The organism is Paracoccus gahaiensis (assembly GCF_005048225.1).
Classification (GTDB): Bacteria; Pseudomonadota; Alphaproteobacteria; order Rhodobacterales; family Rhodobacteraceae; genus Paracoccus; species Paracoccus gahaiensis.
In genome coordinates, this window is record NZ_SUNI01000027.1 from 1 (window position 1) to 17,047 (window position 17,047).

Consider the following 17,047-nt stretch of genomic DNA (forward strand, 5'->3'; position numbering starts at 1 on the left):
GATGAAGATAATCCCGCTCAACACCCGCCTGTCATCGACCCGCGGTTTTCCGTGCGACTTCGGAAAGAAGCGTTCCAGACGCGCCATCTGCGCGTCGCTCAGCCAGAAAAGGTCGCTCATGTCACCGCTCCGTTTTTCCGAGCCGTGAATCACGCAACAGGGAGGAAATCAATGCATCCTGACCCTAGCGGCGATGAAGGCGTTCAAAGCCTGGTCGGTCTGGGCGGGGGTCCGGCGGATGTTCATGGCGGGGTTTCCGTGGGCTGAGTTGCATCGTTTCCTGTCATCAGAGTCGCTCTGTCACGAAGCTTAATCAACTGAATACCTAGCAATATCATTGCGATCATCGAGATTGAACATGCCATGGAGGGGATGAGCGAGCGGGAGTACTCTGCCCATTCCGGGCTGTCGCGCGGGGCGATCCAGAAGGCCCGCAAGGCCGGGCGGCTGGTGGTCTATGGTGATGGCTCGATCAACGCTGCGGCGTCCGATGCCCGCAGGAGTGAGATGACCGACCCCGACCAGCAGCGCCGCAGCACCGGCGGTGATAGCGGCTTCAGCGGTCCTGCCGACAGCTCGTCCTACCTGAAAGCCCGGACGGCGCTGACGGTCTATCAGGCACAAGAACGGCAGCTGGCAATCCAAAAGAAGAAAGGCACCCTGGTCGACCGGGCCCGCGCGGAAACGCTGGTGTTCCGGCTGGCGCGCCAGGAGCGGGACGTCTGGGTCACATGGCCAGGCCGGGTCGCAGCCCTGATGGCCGCAGAGATTACCGCGGAGGTGGAAAAGCAAGCCGGCAAACCGAAGCGCCCGGTGATGATTGAGGCCGCGATCCTGCAGAGGGTGCTGGAAACCCATGTCAGAGAGCAGCTCGACGCCCTTGCCGATCTCCGGGTCTCCGTCGGGTGACGATGGCGACAGCTATGATCTGACGGACGATCTCGATCTCGGCTTTGATGGCGCTGAAGACATCTTGCGGTCCTGGCGCCGGGGCATGCGCCCTGACCCAGATCTGACCGTGTCGGAATGGGCCGATCAGCACCGCAAGCTGTCGTCGCGGGCCTCGGCCGAGCCGGGGCAATACCACACCGCACGGACGCCGTATCTGCGTGAGATCATGGATGCGCTGTCGCCGCGGCACCCGGCGCAGCGGATCAGCTTCATGAAGGCGGCGCAGGTCGGCGCGACCGAGGCCGGCAACAACTGGATTGGCTTTGTCATCCACCACGCGCCCGGGCCAATGCTCGCCGTGCTGCCGACGGTGGAAATGGCCAAGCGCACCTCGCGCGGGCGGCTGGATCCGCTGATCGCGGAAAGCCCGGCGCTTAGAGAGCGGGTCAACCCAGCCCGGTCCCGGGATGCGGGCAATTCGATGCTGTCCAAGGAATTCCCGGGCGGCATTCTGGTGCTGACCGGTGCGAACTCGGCCACCGGCCTGCGCTCGATGCCGGCGCGCTACATCTTTCTCGACGAGGTCGACGCCTATCCGGCCTCGGCTGACGAGGAAGGCGATCCGGTCACCCTGGCCGAGGCGCGGACCACGACCTTCTCGCACCGGCGCAAGGTGTTCATGGTCTCGACGCCCACCATCCGGGGTCTCAGTCGGATCGAGCGCGAGTTCGAGGCCAGCGACCAGCGGCGGTACTTCGTGCCCTGCCCGCATTGTGGGGCGATGCAATGGCTTCAGTTCGAGCGGCTGCGCTGGGACAAAGGACAGCCAGATACGGCAGCCTATCATTGTGAGGGCTGTGAGATGCCCATCGCTGAGCATCACAAGACACAGATGCTGGCGCGGGGCAAATGGCAGGCAACGGCTGTCTCAGCCGACCCGCACTCGATCGGCTTTCACCTCTCGGCGCTCTATTCACCGCTGGGCTGGAAAAGCTGGGCGCAGATCGCCCGGGACTGGCTGGCGTCGCAGGGCTCGGAGGAGATGCTGCGCGCGGCGCGTAACACGCTCCTGGGCGAGACATGGGTGGAGAGCGGCGACGCGCCGGAATGGCAGCGCCTGGCCGAACGCCGCGAAGCCTACGGCAGCGCGCAGATCCCCATGGGCGGGTTGTTCCTGACCGCAGGCGTTGATGTGCAGAAGGACCGGATCGAGGTTGATGTCTGGGCCTGGGGCCGAGGTCTGGAAAGCTGGCTCATCGATCACATCGTCATTGCAGGCGGCCCGGACGATCCGGCGTGCTGGGACAAGCTGACTGAGATGTTGGGGCGGCCTTGGGTGTGCAGCAATGGCGCAGCCATGGTGATCGCCAAGCTGGCCATCGATACCGGCTATGAGGCGGCGGCCGTCTACGCCTGGACCCGCAAGCAGGGCTTTGAGCAAGTCTCACCGATCAAGGGCCTGGAAGGGTTCAACCGCGCCACACCGGTGTCGGGGCCGACCTTCGTCGATGCCACCATCGGCGGCCGGCGGTTGCGCCGCGGAGCGCGGCTGTGGTCGGTGGCCACAGCGACGTTCAAGACCGAGACCTACCGCTTCCTCCGGTTGGAGCGGCCTTCCGACGAGGATCGGGCGCTGGGTGTCCTCGATGCCCCCGGCACGGTTCATCTGCCCGATTGGATTGACACCGAATGGCTCAAGCAGCTGGTGGCCGAACAGCTCGTCACGGTGCGCAACAAGCGCGGCTATGCCCATCCCGAATGGCAGAAGATGCGCGAACGGAACGAGGCGCTGGATTGCCGGGTCTATGCCCGCGCCGCGGCCTGGATCCTCGGCGCCGATCGCTTTGACGAAGCGACATGGCGGCGACTGGAAGAACAGGCAGGGGTCGAGACCCGACCAGCTCTGCCACGCGAACAACCGACCGAACCCGCACCGTCCGCCACACCGAAAGCCGGATCACCATCCCCCCCGCGCCGCAAGCGCCGGACTTACACACCAAACTTCATGAGGGACTGAGATGGATCTGGACCGGATGCGGGCCTTGCTGACAGCTCTGCAGGAAGCCCGCTACGCGGGCATCCGCTCCGTCAGCTACGATGGCAAGACTATCACCTATGGCTCGGACGGCGAGCTGGCGAACGCCATCACCGATCTGGAGGGACGGATCGCCACCGCCCTCTCGGGTGCCCCGCGTCGGCGGCGCTGGGGCACCGTTGCCACAAAGGGCCTCTGACCCATGGCGTTCGAGGCGTTCCGCCAGCGGATCGGCAGCATCATCGGCGGGTTTGATGCCGCCCAAGCCCATCGACGCCTGCGTGGGTTCCGGGCCAGCCGCGCGCATGTGAACACGCTGATTGCCGCCTCGGGCGACACGATCACGGCCCGGGCCCGCTGGCTGGTCAGGAACAACGGCTACGCCGCCAACGCCATAGAGAGCTTTGCCAGCAACGTGGTCGGCGATGGGATCAAGCCCTCGTCAACCATCGCGGATGCCGCAACGAAGGAAGAGATGCAGGCCCTGTGGCTAGCATGGACCGACGATGCCGACGCCGAGGGGCTGACGGATTTCTACGGGCTGCAGCGCCGGGCGGCCCGGGAGGTGTTCCTGTCGGGCGAGGTGTTCATCCGCATCCGACCCCGCCGGGCCGAGGACGGACTGACGGTGCCCCTGCAACTGCAGATGCTGCCTGCCGAGATGCTGCCCCTGGACATGAACCGCACCCTACCCGGCGCCGGGCTGATCCGGCAGGGCATCGAGTTCGACGGCATCGGCCGCCGCGTGGCATATCACTTCCTGCGCCGTCATCCCGGCGATCTGACCGATCCCGGGCTGACCAATGAGACGGTGCGGGTCCCGGCGGCCGACGTCATCCACGTGCTGGATCCGGTCGAGGCCGGACAGCTGCGCGGGGTGTCGCGGTTTGCCGCGGCCATCGTGAAGCTCTTCACACTGGACCTCTACGATGATGCCGAACTGGAGCGGAAGAAGATCGCGGCGATGTTCGCCATGTTCATCACCTCGCCTGCCCCGGAAACGCCGCTGGAGCCGACGGACGAGGATCTTGAGGTCGAGCCCGGTCAGGTGGTCCGCTTGGATCCTGGTGAGGATGTCTCCACACCGGCCACACCGGACTCAGGCGGGACCTATGAGCTGTTTCAATATCGGACCCTGCTGCAAATCGCGGCAGCACTGGGCATCCCGTACGGCTATCTGACCGGCGACACGGCCAAGGGCAACTTCTCCAACACCCGCATCTCGCTGGTCGAGTTCCGCCGCCGGATCTCGTCCTGGCAGCATGGGGTGATGGTGTTCCAGCTTTGCCGGGCGGTTTGGGCGCGGTGGATGGATGTCGCCGTCCTGTCCGGCGCGATCGACCTACCGGATTATGACCGCCAGCGGCGGCAATACCAGGCCTGCGCCTGGCTGCCGACCAAGTGGGACTGGATCGACCCAATGAAGGACGCCTCGGCCGAGATCCTGCAGATCGAGGCGGGCCTAAAATCCCGCACCCAGGCGATCTCAGAGCGTGGCTATGACGCCGAGCAGGTCGATCGTGAGATTGCCGCCGAGCGCAAACGCGAGCTGGCGCTCGGCCTCGACTTCCGCCGTCCTGGGTCGCCCGCGCAGGGACCCGGCGCGGCAGGGGCCAAGGATAGCAAGACCGGCAATGACGAGGATGATCAGGATGACGACGCCGCATCCGACGGCGCTGATGATCGGCCTGCCGCCAAGGATAACGCATGATGCACCACGCCCAGATCGCCCAGCGGGCTTTCAATACGCCACTGATGGTGGATCCTGCCAAGGCGCTGGCCTTCCTCTCGGGGCTGGGGCCGCGCATCACCGGCCAGGAGATCAGCTTCGCAGGCCTCGACTGGGGCGCTGCAGGTCAAGGCACAGCCGTCGTCGCCGGACGAGGCTCCATCTTCGGCACGGACCTGACCCAGCGAAATCAGCAGAACCGCACCCAGCCCTTTGCGATGATCGACGGTATTGCGGTAATCGAGATCGCCGGGACGTTGGTGCATCGCGGGGCGTGGATCGGACAATCCTCTGGGCTGACCTCCTACGAGGGGATCGCCGCACAGCTTCAGGCGGCCCTTGCCGATCCCAGCGTGCGGGGCATCGCGCTGGATATCGACAGCTTCGGCGGGGAAGTGGCGGGGGCGTTTGACCTCGCCGATCGCATCCGCGCAGCGAGGGCGCAAAAACCGGTGCACGCCTTCGTGGCCGAACATGCGCTCTCCGCAGGCTATGTCCTGGCCAGCCAGGCTGACCGGATCACCCTGCCCCGGACCGGCGCCGTCGGCAGCATTGGCGTCGTCGCCCTGCATACGGACATGAGCGGGGCGCTGGATCAGAAGGGCATCGCTGTCACACTGATCCATGCCGGAGCGCACAAGATCGATGCCAACCCGTATCAGCCGCTGCCCGAGGCCGTGCACGACAAAATGCAGTCGCAACTAGAGTCTGTTCGCCAGCTCTTTGCGCAGACCGTCGCCGAAGGCCGCGGCGGCCGGCTCGACGCTGCGGCGGCACTGGCCACAGAAGCGGCAGTGTTCCGCGGTGCAGACGCCGTTGCGGCAGGCTTGGCCGACGAGGTGTCCGATCCCGTCGCCGCCTTCCGCACCTTCGCCGCCGCGCCACGCGGTACCACTTCCCCCAGCAGAAAGAGATCGATGATGACTGATAAGCCCACCGACGCGACCGGACCAGCAAACGTGCTAAGCGCTTCGTCCACCGGCGGCGCCGCACCACCAACCAATACCTCTGAGGTGCCGGCGGCAGCTGGGCCAGACGCATCCGCGCCGAATGCCCCGGCAATGTCCGCCGACGCTGTGCGCGCCGAGGCTGCCGAGGTGGCACAGGTCTGTGCACAGGCCGCGCGGCTGGGGGTCACCATCGACGCCGCCGACGCGGTCACCAGGGGTCTGAAGCCCGAAGCGCTCCGCAGCCGGGTGCTGGCCGACTTGGCTGCCCGCAGCGATGCGGCCGGCATCGTCGCCTCCGCCCCGGCGGCGGCCGCCGCCGCCAAGGACAGCCCGATCATCGCGGCGGCAAAGAAGGCTGCAGCTGCGTCGCGCTGAAGCGACGGACGTCTGCTTAGCACACCACGCCCACACTCAACGGAGACTGAACCATGCCCGTCCTGACGGAACAGCCCAGCATGGGCGATGTCCTCAAATACGAGGTCAACCCGAACTACACCCGCGAGACGGTCACGCTGCTCGCAGGGGCCAGCTATCCCGTCGGCGCGGTGCTGGGGCGGATCACTGCCAGTGGCCGCTATCGCATGGCGACCAGCGGTGGGACCGATGGCGCCCAGACCGCCATCGCCGTGCTCCTCTATCCGGTGAATGCTCTCCTGGCGGATGCTGTTGGCGTCGTCGTCGCACGGGGGCCGGCGATCGTCTCAAAGGCGGGCCTTGCCTACGATCCCACCGTCGATGACGCCGCGAAGATCACCACCAAGCTCGGCCAGCTGGCCGCGGTCGGCATCATCCCCCGCGACAGCGCCTGAGCTAGGGCCGCCTCGCCCATCAAGCCATCCCGCTACCACATCACGTCCGGCTGCCTTTCCCCCTCCCTGGAGCCCCTCCATGACCCTTGTCCGCAACCCCTTTGACGCTGGCGGCTATTCGCTGGCTGAGATGACCCAGGCCATCAATATCCTGCCCAACCTCTACACCCGCCTCGGTCAGATCGGCCTCTTTCGTTTCGAGGGCGTCAGCCAACGGTCGGTGATCATCGAGCAATACGAAGGCGTGCTAAGCCTGCTACCCTCCGTGCCGCTGGGTGGACCCGCCACGGTGGGCACCCGCGAAGGCCGCTCGATGCGCAGCTTCGCCCTGCCCTGGATCCCGCATGATGACGTGATCCTGCCCGGTGACATCCAGGGCGCGCCCGCACTCGGCGCGTATGATGCTGCGGATCCGCTGGTCGAGGTGATGAACCGCAAGCTGACTCTGATGCGCCGCAAGCATGCCCAGACACGCGAATACATGGAGATGAACGCCCTGCGCGGGATCGTCAAAGACGGTGCGGGCACTACGCTCTACAACTACTTTACTGAGTTCGGGCTGGCACAAATCTCGGTGGACTTCGTCCTCGGCACCGCCGGTACCAACGTCCAGGGCAAGGTCCGCGAGGTCCTGCGGGCGGTCGAGGACAACCTGCTGGGCGAAGCGATGTCCTCCGTCCACGCCCTGGTCAGCCGCGAATTCTTTGACCGGCTGATCTCGCACCCGAAGACAGAAGAGGCCTACAAATTCTACGCCGCCACCGGCGCCCAGCCGCTGCGTGAGGACATGCGACGCAGCTTTCCCTTCGGCGGGATCGTGTTTGAGGAATACTCTGGCACGGTGACCCTTTCGACCCGGGCGACCGAACGGCTGGTGCCGGCCAGCGAAGGCATCGCCTTCCCTCTGGGCACCATGGATACCTTCACCACCTATGGCGGCCCGGCGAACCTGCTGGAGGCGGCCAACACCATGGGCCTGCCTCTCTACGCGCGACAGCATCTCGACGAGAAGGGTCGCTGGATCGACCTGATGACCGAGGCCTCGATCCTACCGGTCAACAAGCGGCCGCGGATTGCCATCCGTCTGCACACATCGAACTGACGGGCGGCCGCAATGAATGTCTTTGCCGGTGCCATGGACCGGATCTTCACGCATGCGTCCATGGCGACCTCTGCCCTGTGGATCTCCGGCAGCACCTCGGAGGAACGGACCATCCGGGTGATCCGGCGCAGCCAGGACCAGCTCACCGAGTTCGGCGCTGGCCGCTTTGTCAGCGACACCACCATTGTCGATGTCCGGCTGAGCGATTTGGCTGCACCCCGCTCTGGCGATCTGATCGTGATCGGGACAGACAGCTTTACGGTTCAGGGCGAGCCCATGCGTGACCGCGAGAGGCTGATCTGGACGCTGGACCTTCGGCCGTCATGAAGCTGAAGCTCACCATCCAGCCCGATATTGCCGCGCTGATGCAGGTGGAGATCAATGCGGGCGAAAAGGCTGTCTCCGCCGCCATGCGCGAGGCCGGCACCAGCCTGAAAACCGCCTGGCGCGGTCAAATCACCGGCGCGGGGTTGGGGATGCGGCTCGGCAACTCGATCCGGCTGGCCACCTATCCCAAAGCCAGCGCCAGCCTGAATGCCGCGGCGCTGGTCTGGTCAAACGCCCCGGTGATTGTCGGCGCCCATGATGCGGGGCCGTTGATCCGATCAAAGGATGGCTTCTGGTTGGCGATCCCTACAGCAGCGGCGGGCAAGTCGACCCGCGGGGGCCGGATCACGCCCGGCGAATGGGAACGTCGTACGGGTCTTCGACTGCGGTTCGTGTATCGCCGCCGCGGGCCGAACCTGCTGGTAGCGGAGGGGCGGTTGAACGCCAAGGGCCGGGCAGTCGCTTCACGATCTAAGACCGGGCGCGGCGTGGCGACGGTGCCGATCTTTCTGTTGGTGCCGCAGGTTAAGCTGCAGAAACGGCTCGATTTGGCACGGGATGCTGAAAGCGCGGTGGATGGTGTGCCGGGGTTGATCGTGGTTAAGTGGCGAGGCTGATTTGGATCTTTGTCTTGCTTCACCTGAGCTAAAGTGTCTCAGCACAGCTGCAAAGATGGCCTAAAATATTAAATCTTGGCCTACTGCAGTATTGACATGTAACGCTATGTGTTCATAATTTTTATATCAATTTATAGTAAAAGCGTGAAACGAGGCCACAATATGTTGCCAATTGAAGCCTCGGTGGATGGAGCTGTGCGGCGCATTCAGAGTCACGCTTTGGCGAAGGGCGTACCGAAATCACATGCGAAGCATTTGGCTTCGCCAGATATGGTAAGGGTCTGCACTGATGTGGCTGCTGCACTCTCCAACAATGATCTCCCCCCGATCAATGTTAAGAATCGCAGACAAATGCTTCGAGGTGCGCAGACGCATCTGCGGAATGCGGAAAGAAAAGTACACTATTGGTTGGTTAAGAGAAATCTATCAGTTCAGGAAATGAACCGCAGGTTGATGAAATTCAATGCATCGCGGTGCCCAAAGATATTCTGGGATCCGATTACCCGTGAAAAAAAGGAGGCTCACCGCAAATGAAACTTGCCAGCAAAGATGAAGTCGAGCTCCAAAAAATATTTATGGAACTACCCAAGACAGGCATAACTGTCGTTGCTTTTTTTGCAACCACATCAGCTCTAATTCTGCGATTAGCTCCTGGAGCAGATGCCAGTCCGCCGTTCTTATTTCGAATCCTTTTTCTTATCGGCATCATAGTGACTCTCGTTATGTTTGCTATAAGTTACAATTATTTAGCCCAAATTGTTAATAATGTTTCAACAATATGTAACGAAAATGACCGTGCAAAACAAGTAGAGGAACTTAAAGATGGACGATATTCTACAGTCAAAAACTCCATAACCGTTGCCGTTCTAGTTTGGCTCGGGATTTTGGCTATTTTCGTATTTTTCTTATGAAAATTTGCTTCAAGATATTAATTTATTTAACACAATGCGATTTGTATTATGCGGTTAAATATTCTAAAATAATTAGCTCTTTGGCAGATTGAGTTTTGAGGCGAAAGCAAATTTTTTACGAAATCAGCTTTAACGAAGTTAGTAATCAAAGCTTCCTGACCTGCTTTAGCCGCTACCTCCAAGTAATAAGTTGGTCGCCATGCCCAGCACTCGCGAATCCGTACTCGCTTCGCTGCATGCACGGCTGCAGCCGCTTGCAGCCATTGTCTTGCGCGACGGGGTCCTCCCTGAACGGATCCCGCCCGCGGGCCTGATCATCCTACGCGATGGCCAGCCGGGCGAACCGGATGTCACGCTGTCGCCGCTGCGCTATCACTACCAGCATCGGGCGGAGCTCGAGGTCGTTGTTCAAGCAGGATCCGATCGTCCTGTAGCCTTTGACACGCTGATCGCCGCCATCGGGTCGGCGCTGACTGCCGACCCCACCCTTAATGGCCTCTGTGACTGGGTCGAACCAGAGGCTCCTGTCCCGGTCGATCTCCCAGTTGAGGGTGCCGCCGCGATCAAGGCGGCGGTGATCACCGTTGTCCTGCACTACACCACTGCCAGCCCGCTGGCCTGACCCCCCAACATCAAGGAACCACTCATGGCACGTGCGCAAGGCGCGCGGGCGCAGATGGCGCTTGCGTATGAAACTGTCTACGGCACCCCGCCCACCACGGGTTTTCGGCTGATGCCATTCGCCCGGACGACGCTGGGCTCTGAACAACCGCTGCTAACATCTGAGCTGCTGGGCTATGGGCGCGATCCGCTGGCGCCGATCAAGGACGGAGTCACCGCGGACGGCGAGGTGGTGGTGCCGATCGATGTCGAGGCTTTTGGCTATTGGCTGAAGGCCGCGTTCGGGCAACCGACCACCAGCGGCACCACGTCCAAGACCCACAGCTTCCAATCCGGCAACTGGACCCTGCCCAGCATGTCGATTGAGACGGCAATGCCTGAGGTCCCGCGCTTCGCGATGTATTCCGGCTGTGTGCTGGATCAGCTGTCCTGGCAGATGCAGCGCTCAGGCCTGCTCACCGCCACCGCTCGGCTGATCGCGCAGGGGGAGACCATCGCTGCAGCAACAGCGGCCGGAACACCCTCCACCCTCGGTCTGCAGCGCTTCGGGCATTTCAACGGCACGGTGAGGCGCAACGGCACCGCGCTGGGCAACGTGGTCTCGGCCGAGATTACCTATTCCAACAACCTTGACCGGATCGAGACCATCCGCGGCGACGGTCGGATTGATGGCGCTGATCCAACCATGGCTGCTTTGACCGGCCGGATCGAGGTGCGGTTCGCGGACAGCGCGCTGGTCACCCAAGCCATCGACGGCGCACCATGCGAGCTCGAGTTCAGCTACAGCCTCACCGCCGGCGCCAGTTTCACCTTCACCGCCCATGCCGTGTATCTGCCCCGCCCGCGGATCGAGATCGCCGGGCCGCAGGGTGTGCAGGCCAGCTTTGACTGGCAGGCCGCCAAAGCCACCAGCCCCGCGCGGATGTGTTCCGCCACCCTCATCAACAGCATCGCGAGTTACTGACCATGATCCGACTGAACCTGACCGTCGGTCCCCAGTGGCTGGAACTGGCACCCGGCCTGCATTTGCAGGTCGCGCCCCTGACCACTGCGCTAATGGTTTCCGTCAGAGCCGATCCCGCCATCGAAGAGCTAACCGACAATGCCAGTCAGGAGGAGATGGCGCTGATTATGGCTAAGGCCGTGGCCCGGCGGGCAGTGCTCGACTGGGAGGGTGTCGGTGACGACGCAGGCGACGCGATCCCGGTATCGCCGGAAGGCATCGATGCTTTGCTGAACATCTGGCCAGTGTTCGAGGCGTTCCAGACCCAGTATGTCGCCCGTGGGCTGATGCTGGACGCGGAAAAAAACGTCTCCGCGCCCTCGCCGACTGGTCCTTCGGCGGGGGCGATCGATACTGCGCCGCATGTGCCGGCCCCTGCCCGGACTGCCCAGCGCGGCTGAACCGGCCGCTGACGCAGGATGGCTGGCAGGTGTGGGATCTGGTCGGACGCTTGGGCGGCCAGCTGCGGGTGATCCCCGGTGCGGTGATTGGCTGGGACATTAGTGCGGCGCTGGCTCTCGCCACTGCGCTGGGGATCAATCCACTGATCGTGGCCGAACTGCTGCCGGAGATCGAGGCAGTGATGGTCCACAAGCTGAATGAGCAGATGACCGGCAACGACGCTTCAGACGTCAGGTCGTGACCTTCCGGATCAGCGTCACGCCCTCCAGCCCCTCGAAATGCGCGTCGCAGGTCAGCAGCGTCGCCCCCTGCGTCCGGGCGGTGGCAAAGATGATGGCATCCGCGCTGGCAAGTTTATGCACGCGACAAGCATCAGCCGCCGCGAGGGCAATTTCGGTATCCAGTGCGACCACCTGACAGACCTGGGTGAAGGCGATGACCTGATCGGCTTTGTCCTCGCCCACTGCCCGGGTCAGCCATTTGGCCAGCTCCAGCTGAACCATGGTCGGCACCAGCCAGTCCTCCTGATCGGGCAGGTGCCCGGCGATCTGCTCGGCGGTCGGTGACCCGGTCAGCCATTCGATCCAGGCCGAGGTATCGACGACCACGCGCATCAGAACCGGTCGGCGCGATCACGGTAGTCTGTGGCAGACGCTCCGCGCGCGATGCCCTGGAGCGCGTCGCGCTTCGGGACCGGGACCAAAAGAACCCCGGTACCCTTGGGAATGAAGGCGAAGGTTAGCCCGGCTTCCCAGTGCTGCGCCGTCCGGATCGCCTTGGGGATTGAGATCTGGAACTTCGAGGACAGTGTTGCGGTCTCAGACATGATCATACCACCTCTCTATCGATGCCAAAAACGTAAGACGATAACGTCGCTAAATCAAGGATCCTGACCCATGACTGAGAAACGTGTCTCCGTCCGCCTGGTGGCGGAGGGCGGAAGGCAAGTGCGCGCTGAACTGACGGGCGTTGGGGAAGCAGGTGCGCAGGGCTTCGGGCGGCTGTCGCGGGAGATGGAGCTGGCCAACACGCGGCTGGCGGCATTCGCGCGTCGCACGGCGATCGCCATGTCCGCGGCCGCCGCCGCCGCCACCGCGTCCCTCGGGTTGATCGTCCGGTCCACCGTCGAAAGCGCAGCCCAGATCCGGCAGTTCTCGCAGATCGCCAACGCCACGCCTGAGGCCTTCCAACGCTGGTCGGCGGGCGCACGGACCGTGGGGATCGAGCAGGAGAAGCTGGCCGATATCCTGAAGGACGTGAACGACCGGGTCGGTGATTTCCTGCAGACCGGCGGCGGGCCGATGGCCGACTTCTTCGAGAGCGTTGCCCCGAAGGTTGGTGTCACGGCCGATCAGTTTGCCCGTCTGTCTGGCCCTGAGGCGCTACAGCTCTACATCGACACGCTGGAACGCGCCGGGCTCTCACAACAGGAGATGACCTTCTATCTGGAGGCTATGGCGTCTGACGCCACCCGGCTGCTGCCGCTGCTGCGGGGCGGCGGCACGGAGATGGCTCGGCTGGGCGCCCAGGCATCCAGCCTTGGGGCGGTGCTGGACGGCGATGCCCTTGCCGCCCTGCGCCGAACCGAAGTGGCACTGGGCACCGTGTCGCTGGTCTTCGAGGGCCTTCGTAACCGCATCGCAGTGGCAGTAGCGCCGAGCCTCGGTGCACTGGCGTCAGTCTTCGTGGCGCTGGCCTCTGAGGGCGGCATCCTGCGCAGGTCTATCGATGCGCTGGGCGAGAACCTCGGCCGGCTGACGACCTATGCCGGGACGTTTGCAGCGTTCATGGCCGGACGCTGGGTGGCGGGGCTGGCCGCAGCAGCGCTGTCCGTGCGCGGCCTGGCAACCGCACTGGTCGTGCTGCGCGGGGCGTTGATCCGCACCGGGGTCGGTGCGCTGATCGTCGGCGCTGGCGAGCTGGTCTATCAGTTCAGCACCCTCGTGGCCCGGGTCGGCGGTGTCGGCGAAGCCTTCCGGCTGTTGTCCAACCTGGCCTCAGAGGTCTGGTCGCGCATGGGGCTAACCTTGGATGCGGCCTTTGCCCGGATGGGCGCTGGTTGGGAAGGTCTTAAAGCTTCCGGGTTGTAAGCACTCGGTGGTACCATCACCGGCGTTGTCAGCTTCGGCGATCGAGCAGCTGCCGTGTTCCAAGGCGCCTATGATGCGGCAATTGCCATCTGGAAGCGCCTGCCTGCAGCGATTGGCGACTTTGCCTTCCAAGCGGCCAACGGGCTTATCAGCGGCATCGAGGCGATGCTGAACGGTGTGACCACCCGGATCAACAGCTTCATCACCACGCTGAATGCGGCGCTCGCGTTACTGCCCGATTGGGCGGTGGGAGAGGATGGCGTCCGAATTGGCGCGTTGGACCCGCTGACCCTGGGCCGGATCGACTATCCCTTTGCCGGATCGGCCGAGGCGGCGGGAGGCTCAGCCAGTGACGCTTTCGCCGCCGCCATGTCGCGGCGCTATCTGGAGCCGCCCGACACCGGCCTTGGTGCCAGGGCCGAAGACGCTCGTGCTCGATCCGCTGCCTACACCGAAGCCGCGGGGATGCTATCGGATGCAGCAGCCCGGCCTTTGGCCAGCTGGCAGGTACTGCAAAATGCGGTAGCCAGCACAGGAACAGAGGCAGATACCGCGCTGACCGACGCGAGCACAGCGGCCGATGCCCTCACCACCAGCATGGATCGCGCCGGCGCAGCCGCGGAGGGCGCTGGGCGGGCAGCGGGCGGTGCTGGAGAAGCCTCCCGGGGTGCGGGTGGCGCCGCGAAGGAAGCCGCCGACGTTGCTGCCACAGGATGGCGGGCAGTCACTGCGGCACTCGCGGACTATGCGACCAAAGCCCATGAGATCGGCGGCGACATTGGTCAGGCACTGACCAGCGCGTTCACGTCGGCCGAGAATGCCGTGGGCGAGTTCGTGACCTCCGGCAGGCTGGGTTTCCGAGACCTGGTCACCGCGATGATCGCCGATCTTGCCCGACTGGCGGCGCGGCGCTTTCTGCTCGGACCGATCGCCAGCGCTCTCTCCGGGGCGCTGGGCGGCGCAAGCGGCATGTTTGCCGATATCCTGCATGCGGGTGGTATGGCCGGCGCTCCGGGGCCCGGACGGATGGTCCCCGCCATGGCCTTCGCAGGCGCGCCGCGCATGCATTCGGGCGGCTGGGCCGGCCTCAGGCCAGACGAGGTCCCGGCGATCCTGCAACGCGGGGAACGCGTGCTCTCGCGGCGGGAGGCGGCAGGCTACGGTCAGGGCAGCGCCCCTTCTGTCAATGTCACCATCATGGCGCGCGATGCCGAGAGCTTCCGGCAGTCTCGCAGCCAGGTGGCCGCCGATATTGCCCGCGCCGTGTCGCTGGGCAGAAGGAGTCTCTGATGGCGTTTCATGAGATCCGGTTTCCGGATAATATCAGCCGCGGCGCCCGCGGTGGCCCGGAGAGGCGAACCCAGATCGTCGAGCTGGCCCGCGGCGATGAGGAGCGCAATGCCAGCTGGGCAAACTCTCGTCGTCGCTATGATGTCGCCTATGGCATCCGCCGCGCCGACGATCTGGCCGCGGTGGTTGCGTTCTTTGAGGCGCGCAATGGTCGGCTGTATGGGTTTCGGTACAAAGATTGGGCCGATTACAAATCGGGGCTGCCGTCGCAACCGGTCAGCCCGGTGGATCAGCGGATCGGGACCGGCGATGGGTCCACTGCCAACTTCTCCCTCATCAAGCGATACGTGTCAGGCGGGCAGAGCTGGGCGCGGGCCATCGTCAAGCCCGTCACTGGCACGGTGCGAGTAGCAGTGAACGGTATCGAGCCGGCCAGCGGTTGGACCGTCGATGCGGCAACGGGCATCGTAGCTTTCGCCACCGCGCCGCCCGCCGGCATGGCTATCACCACGGGCTTCGAGTTCGACGTTCCGGTCCGCTTCGACACCGACATGCTCGATGTCACGCTGGATCTCGAGCGGCTGGGCTCGATCACCTCCATCCCCCTCATGGAAATCCGACGCTAACCCAGTCTTTCGACCAAGTCGGAACGCGACAGGTACGACAAGACAGCTGCGATCACGCCCACGAGGGCTCGCCGCCGAGCAACGCGGAGAGCCGGTCGTTCAACAACGTTTCTTGCCTCAGCGCGGCCAGAAACTTTGCGAAGCCGACGACCTCGACGACGATGTCGGTGCGATCGAGCTCATCTGGCCCCTCGGCCCTGCTGACAGTCCCAGGATCGTCAGTAACCAGATGCACCATAATCTCACTCACCCCTAACGCACCGATCGTGCGCGCAGAATGGCGTGCACAGTCCCCTAACTCAAGGACATCCCGTGAAGACGCTTAACGCCACCCTGCAGGCCCATCTCGACGATGGGACAACAACGCTGTGCTGGTGCTGGCGGCTGTCCCGTGCCGACGGCGTGGCACTCGGGTTCACCGACCATGACCAGGTACTGGCGTTTGACGGAACCTCCTTTGAGCCGGAGAGCGGGCTTGCTGCCTCGGAAATCCGCTCCGGTTCCGATCTGGCTGTGGACGCCCAGGATGCGGCCGGGGTGCTGACTTCAGACAGGATCACGGAGACCGACATCCTGGACGGACGCTGGGACAATGCCCGCGTGGAGCTGTGGCGGGTGAACTGGATAGATCCCCAGCAGCGCGTATTGATGCGGCGCGGTGCGGTCGGTCAGATCAGGCGGGGGCGCATGGCCTTTGTTGCCGAGGTCCGGTCCATGGCGCATGTGCTGGGTCAGACCGTGGGGCGGACGTTCCAGGCGGGCTGTGATGCGGCCTTGGGCGATACCCGGTGCAAGTTTGACCTTGAGAGCAGTGCCTACCGTGGCACCGGAAGCGTCATCGACCCCCTGCGCGACCGCGCGTTTCTCGCCACTGGTCTTAGCGGGTATGCCACCGGCTGGTTCACGGGTGGCACGATCAGTTGGACCAGCGGTGCAAGTGCCGGCCGCCAGGCCGAGGTCCTGACACATGACCGGTCCACCGATGGCTCCGTTGCCTTGACGCTGCTGGGAGCCCCCGTTTGCGCGCTCACGGCCGGCGACGCCTTCACCATTCACGCGGGCTGCGACAAGCGCATGGCCACCTGCAGCGGAAAATTCGCGAATGCCGCCAACTTCCGCGGCTTTCCGCACATCCCCGGGCAAGATGCAGTGTTGCGTTATGCCAGCCAGGGCGAGAGCAACGATGGCAGCGTGCTGTGATGCATGCAGATCCGGACCGCGTCATTGCCGCAGCCCGCGGCTGGCTGGGCACGCCCTACCATGACCAAGCCAGCCTAAAAAGCGTGGGCTGCGATTGCCTTGGTCTCGCCCGCGGCGTCTGGCGTGAGGTCGTTGGGCCAGAGCCGTTTCCGATCCCACCCTACAGTCGGGACTGGGGCGAGAGCGGCTCGCACGAAGTGCTGGCCAATGGCGCGCAGCGCATGATGCCCCAGGTTGGACCGCATGAGGCTGGTCCCGGGGCGCTGGTGCTGTTTCGAATGACGCCGCGGGCCATGGCCAAGCATGTCGGCATCCTGACCGGCTCGGCTAGCTTCATTCATTCCTACGAGCGGCTGGGTGTCATCGAAGAAACGCTCACGCTGGCCTGGCGACGACGCATCGCCTTCGCCTTCTTGTTTCCTCGCCCCCACAACATCTGAGATT

General features: G+C 64.1%; 20 protein-coding genes and 2 pseudogenes. 18 read left to right on the forward strand and 4 right to left on the reverse strand.

Going from position 1 to position 17,047, the window contains the following annotated elements; all coding sequences use genetic code 11:
• Positions 1–120, reverse strand: a pseudogene (locus tag FA743_RS17880) (IS5/IS1182 family transposase); the annotation flags it as partial.
• Between the two features lie 243 nt (positions 121–363).
• Between FA743_RS17880 and FA743_RS17885 the strand changes: the two are divergent.
• The 14 genes from FA743_RS17885 (at position 364) to FA743_RS17950 (ending at position 11,638) form a co-directional block, all read left to right on the forward strand.
• On the forward strand, positions 364–909 hold the full coding sequence (locus FA743_RS17885) for a hypothetical protein (protein WP_136887449.1): 546 nt from the start codon (positions 364–366) through the stop codon (positions 907–909).
• Positions 857–2,908: a phage terminase large subunit family protein gene (locus FA743_RS17890; RefSeq protein ID WP_136887450.1), complete on the forward strand. Its 2,052-nt coding sequence runs from the start codon at positions 857–859 to the stop codon at positions 2,906–2,908. Before FA743_RS17885 ends, FA743_RS17890 begins: the two co-directional genes overlap by 53 nt.
• A gap of 1 nt (position 2,909) precedes the next feature.
• Positions 2,910–3,125 carry a phage head-tail joining protein gene (locus FA743_RS17895; RefSeq protein WP_136887451.1) on the forward strand — a complete coding sequence of 72 codons (216 nt, stop codon included), beginning with the start codon at positions 2,910–2,912 and terminating at the stop codon, positions 3,123–3,125.
• 3 nt (positions 3,126–3,128) lie between these two features.
• Positions 3,129–4,637, forward strand: a complete 1,509-nt coding sequence (locus tag FA743_RS17900; RefSeq protein ID WP_136887452.1) for a phage portal protein — start codon at positions 3,129–3,131, stop codon at positions 4,635–4,637.
• Complete coding sequence (locus FA743_RS17905) at positions 4,637–5,980, forward strand: S49 family peptidase (protein ID WP_169308932.1); 1,344 nt, start codon at positions 4,637–4,639, stop codon at positions 5,978–5,980. Before FA743_RS17900 ends, FA743_RS17905 begins: the two co-directional genes overlap by 1 nt.
• A gap of 53 nt (positions 5,981–6,033) precedes the next feature.
• Complete coding sequence (locus FA743_RS17910) at positions 6,034–6,414, forward strand: head decoration protein (RefSeq protein ID WP_136887454.1); 381 nt, start codon at positions 6,034–6,036, stop codon at positions 6,412–6,414.
• 79 nt (positions 6,415–6,493) lie between these two features.
• On the forward strand, positions 6,494–7,516 hold the full coding sequence (locus FA743_RS17915) for a major capsid protein (protein ID WP_136887455.1): 1,023 nt from the start codon (positions 6,494–6,496) through the stop codon (positions 7,514–7,516).
• 12 nt (positions 7,517–7,528) lie between these two features.
• Entirely contained in the window at positions 7,529–7,843 is a 315-nt protein-coding gene (locus FA743_RS17920) for a head-tail joining protein (protein ID WP_136887456.1), read from the forward strand.
• Positions 7,840–8,460 (forward strand): DUF6441 family protein, encoded by a 621-nt coding sequence (locus FA743_RS17925; protein ID WP_136887457.1) that lies wholly within the window; start codon positions 7,840–7,842, stop codon positions 8,458–8,460. Before FA743_RS17920 ends, FA743_RS17925 begins: the two co-directional genes overlap by 4 nt.
• 530 nt (positions 8,461–8,990) lie before the next feature.
• Positions 8,991–9,371, forward strand: a complete 381-nt coding sequence (locus FA743_RS17930; protein WP_136887458.1) for a hypothetical protein — start codon at positions 8,991–8,993, stop codon at positions 9,369–9,371.
• A 199-nt stretch (positions 9,372–9,570) separates the two neighbouring features.
• Complete coding sequence (locus FA743_RS17935; protein ID WP_136887476.1) at positions 9,571–9,993, forward strand: acyl-CoA transferase; 423 nt, start codon at positions 9,571–9,573, stop codon at positions 9,991–9,993.
• A gap of 24 nt (positions 9,994–10,017) precedes the next feature.
• Positions 10,018–10,956: a phage tail tube protein gene (locus FA743_RS17940; RefSeq protein ID WP_136887459.1), complete on the forward strand. Its 939-nt coding sequence runs from the start codon at positions 10,018–10,020 to the stop codon at positions 10,954–10,956.
• Between the two features lie 2 nt (positions 10,957–10,958).
• Entirely contained in the window at positions 10,959–11,396 is a 438-nt protein-coding gene (locus FA743_RS17945; protein ID WP_136887460.1) for a hypothetical protein, read from the forward strand.
• A gap of 29 nt (positions 11,397–11,425) precedes the next feature.
• Entirely contained in the window at positions 11,426–11,638 is a 213-nt protein-coding gene (locus tag FA743_RS17950) for a DUF7697 family protein (protein ID WP_246055036.1), read from the forward strand.
• On the opposite strand, the gene FA743_RS17955 is transcribed toward FA743_RS17950, so the two are convergent.
• Positions 11,628–12,011 (reverse strand): type II toxin-antitoxin system VapC family toxin, encoded by a 384-nt coding sequence (locus tag FA743_RS17955; RefSeq protein WP_136887462.1) that lies wholly within the window; start codon positions 12,009–12,011, stop codon positions 11,628–11,630. The two genes, FA743_RS17950 and FA743_RS17955, sit on opposite strands and share 11 nt — an antisense overlap.
• The gene (locus FA743_RS17960; protein WP_136887463.1) at positions 12,011–12,223 is read right to left on the reverse strand and encodes an AbrB/MazE/SpoVT family DNA-binding domain-containing protein; all 213 of its coding nucleotides are present in this window, start codon (positions 12,221–12,223) and stop codon (positions 12,011–12,013) included. The genes FA743_RS17955 and FA743_RS17960 overlap by 1 nt, the downstream gene beginning before the upstream one ends.
• A gap of 70 nt (positions 12,224–12,293) precedes the next feature.
• On the opposite strand from FA743_RS17960, the pseudogene FA743_RS20965 reads away from it, so the two are divergent.
• Positions 12,294–14,777 (forward strand): annotated as a pseudogene (locus FA743_RS20965) (phage tail tape measure C-terminal domain-containing protein).
• Positions 14,777–15,403 (forward strand): DUF2460 domain-containing protein, encoded by a 627-nt coding sequence (locus tag FA743_RS17970; RefSeq protein WP_136887464.1) that lies wholly within the window; start codon positions 14,777–14,779, stop codon positions 15,401–15,403. The pseudogene FA743_RS20965 and the gene FA743_RS17970 overlap by 1 nt, the downstream one beginning before the upstream one ends.
• A 52-nt stretch (positions 15,404–15,455) precedes the next feature.
• Here FA743_RS17970 and FA743_RS17975 read toward each other — a convergent pair whose 3' ends face one another.
• Positions 15,456–15,641, reverse strand: coding sequence for a hypothetical protein (locus FA743_RS17975; RefSeq protein WP_136887465.1), 186 nt, complete (start codon positions 15,639–15,641; stop codon positions 15,456–15,458).
• Between the two features lie 74 nt (positions 15,642–15,715).
• On the opposite strand from FA743_RS17975, the gene FA743_RS17980 reads away from it, so the two are divergent.
• Together FA743_RS17980 and FA743_RS17985 are read left to right on the forward strand one after the other, a co-directional pair.
• A complete protein-coding gene (locus FA743_RS17980; RefSeq protein WP_136887466.1) occupies positions 15,716–16,603 on the forward strand; it encodes a DUF2163 domain-containing protein in 888 nt (295 codons plus the stop codon).
• Positions 16,603–17,043 carry an NlpC/P60 family protein gene (locus FA743_RS17985; RefSeq protein ID WP_211242318.1) on the forward strand — a complete coding sequence of 147 codons (441 nt, stop codon included), beginning with the start codon at positions 16,603–16,605 and terminating at the stop codon, positions 17,041–17,043. The genes FA743_RS17980 and FA743_RS17985 overlap by 1 nt, the downstream gene beginning before the upstream one ends.
• The last annotated feature ends 4 nt before the right edge of the window (positions 17,044–17,047 follow it).

What these genes read in the sequence shown, in the direction of transcription:
- FA743_RS17970 (WP_136887464.1), top strand. Translation starts at nt 14,777, where the DNA reads ATGGCGTTTCATGAGATCCGGTTTCCGGATAATATCAGCCGCGGCGCC.
- FA743_RS17935 (WP_136887476.1), top strand. Translation starts at nt 9,571, where the DNA reads ATGCCCAGCACTCGCGAATCCGTACTCGCTTCGCTGCATGCACGGCTG.
- FA743_RS17905 (WP_169308932.1), top strand. Translation starts at nt 4,637, where the DNA reads ATGCACCACGCCCAGATCGCCCAGCGGGCTTTCAATACGCCACTGATG.
- FA743_RS17895 (WP_136887451.1), top strand. Translation starts at nt 2,910, where the DNA reads ATGGATCTGGACCGGATGCGGGCCTTGCTGACAGCTCTGCAGGAAGCC.
- FA743_RS17940 (WP_136887459.1), top strand. Translation starts at nt 10,018, where the DNA reads ATGGCACGTGCGCAAGGCGCGCGGGCGCAGATGGCGCTTGCGTATGAA.
- FA743_RS17920 (WP_136887456.1), top strand. Translation starts at nt 7,529, where the DNA reads ATGAATGTCTTTGCCGGTGCCATGGACCGGATCTTCACGCATGCGTCC.
- FA743_RS17985 (WP_211242318.1), top strand. Translation starts at nt 16,603, where the DNA reads ATGCATGCAGATCCGGACCGCGTCATTGCCGCAGCCCGCGGCTGGCTG.
- FA743_RS17930 (WP_136887458.1), top strand. Translation starts at nt 8,991, where the DNA reads ATGAAACTTGCCAGCAAAGATGAAGTCGAGCTCCAAAAAATATTTATG.
- FA743_RS17900 (WP_136887452.1), top strand. Translation starts at nt 3,129, where the DNA reads ATGGCGTTCGAGGCGTTCCGCCAGCGGATCGGCAGCATCATCGGCGGG.
- FA743_RS17885 (WP_136887449.1), top strand. Translation starts at nt 364, where the DNA reads ATGGAGGGGATGAGCGAGCGGGAGTACTCTGCCCATTCCGGGCTGTCG.
- FA743_RS17975 (WP_136887465.1), bottom strand. Translation starts at nt 15,641, where the DNA reads ATGGTGCATCTGGTTACTGACGATCCTGGGACTGTCAGCAGGGCCGAG.
- FA743_RS17955 (WP_136887462.1), bottom strand. Translation starts at nt 12,011, where the DNA reads ATGCGCGTGGTCGTCGATACCTCGGCCTGGATCGAATGGCTGACCGGG.
- FA743_RS17910 (WP_136887454.1), top strand. Translation starts at nt 6,034, where the DNA reads ATGCCCGTCCTGACGGAACAGCCCAGCATGGGCGATGTCCTCAAATAC.
- FA743_RS17915 (WP_136887455.1), top strand. Translation starts at nt 6,494, where the DNA reads ATGACCCTTGTCCGCAACCCCTTTGACGCTGGCGGCTATTCGCTGGCT.
- FA743_RS17925 (WP_136887457.1), top strand. Translation starts at nt 7,840, where the DNA reads ATGAAGCTGAAGCTCACCATCCAGCCCGATATTGCCGCGCTGATGCAG.
- FA743_RS17945 (WP_136887460.1), top strand. Translation starts at nt 10,959, where the DNA reads ATGATCCGACTGAACCTGACCGTCGGTCCCCAGTGGCTGGAACTGGCA.
- FA743_RS17890 (WP_136887450.1), top strand. Translation starts at nt 857, where the DNA reads ATGTCAGAGAGCAGCTCGACGCCCTTGCCGATCTCCGGGTCTCCGTCG.
- FA743_RS17960 (WP_136887463.1), bottom strand. Translation starts at nt 12,223, where the DNA reads ATGTCTGAGACCGCAACACTGTCCTCGAAGTTCCAGATCTCAATCCCC.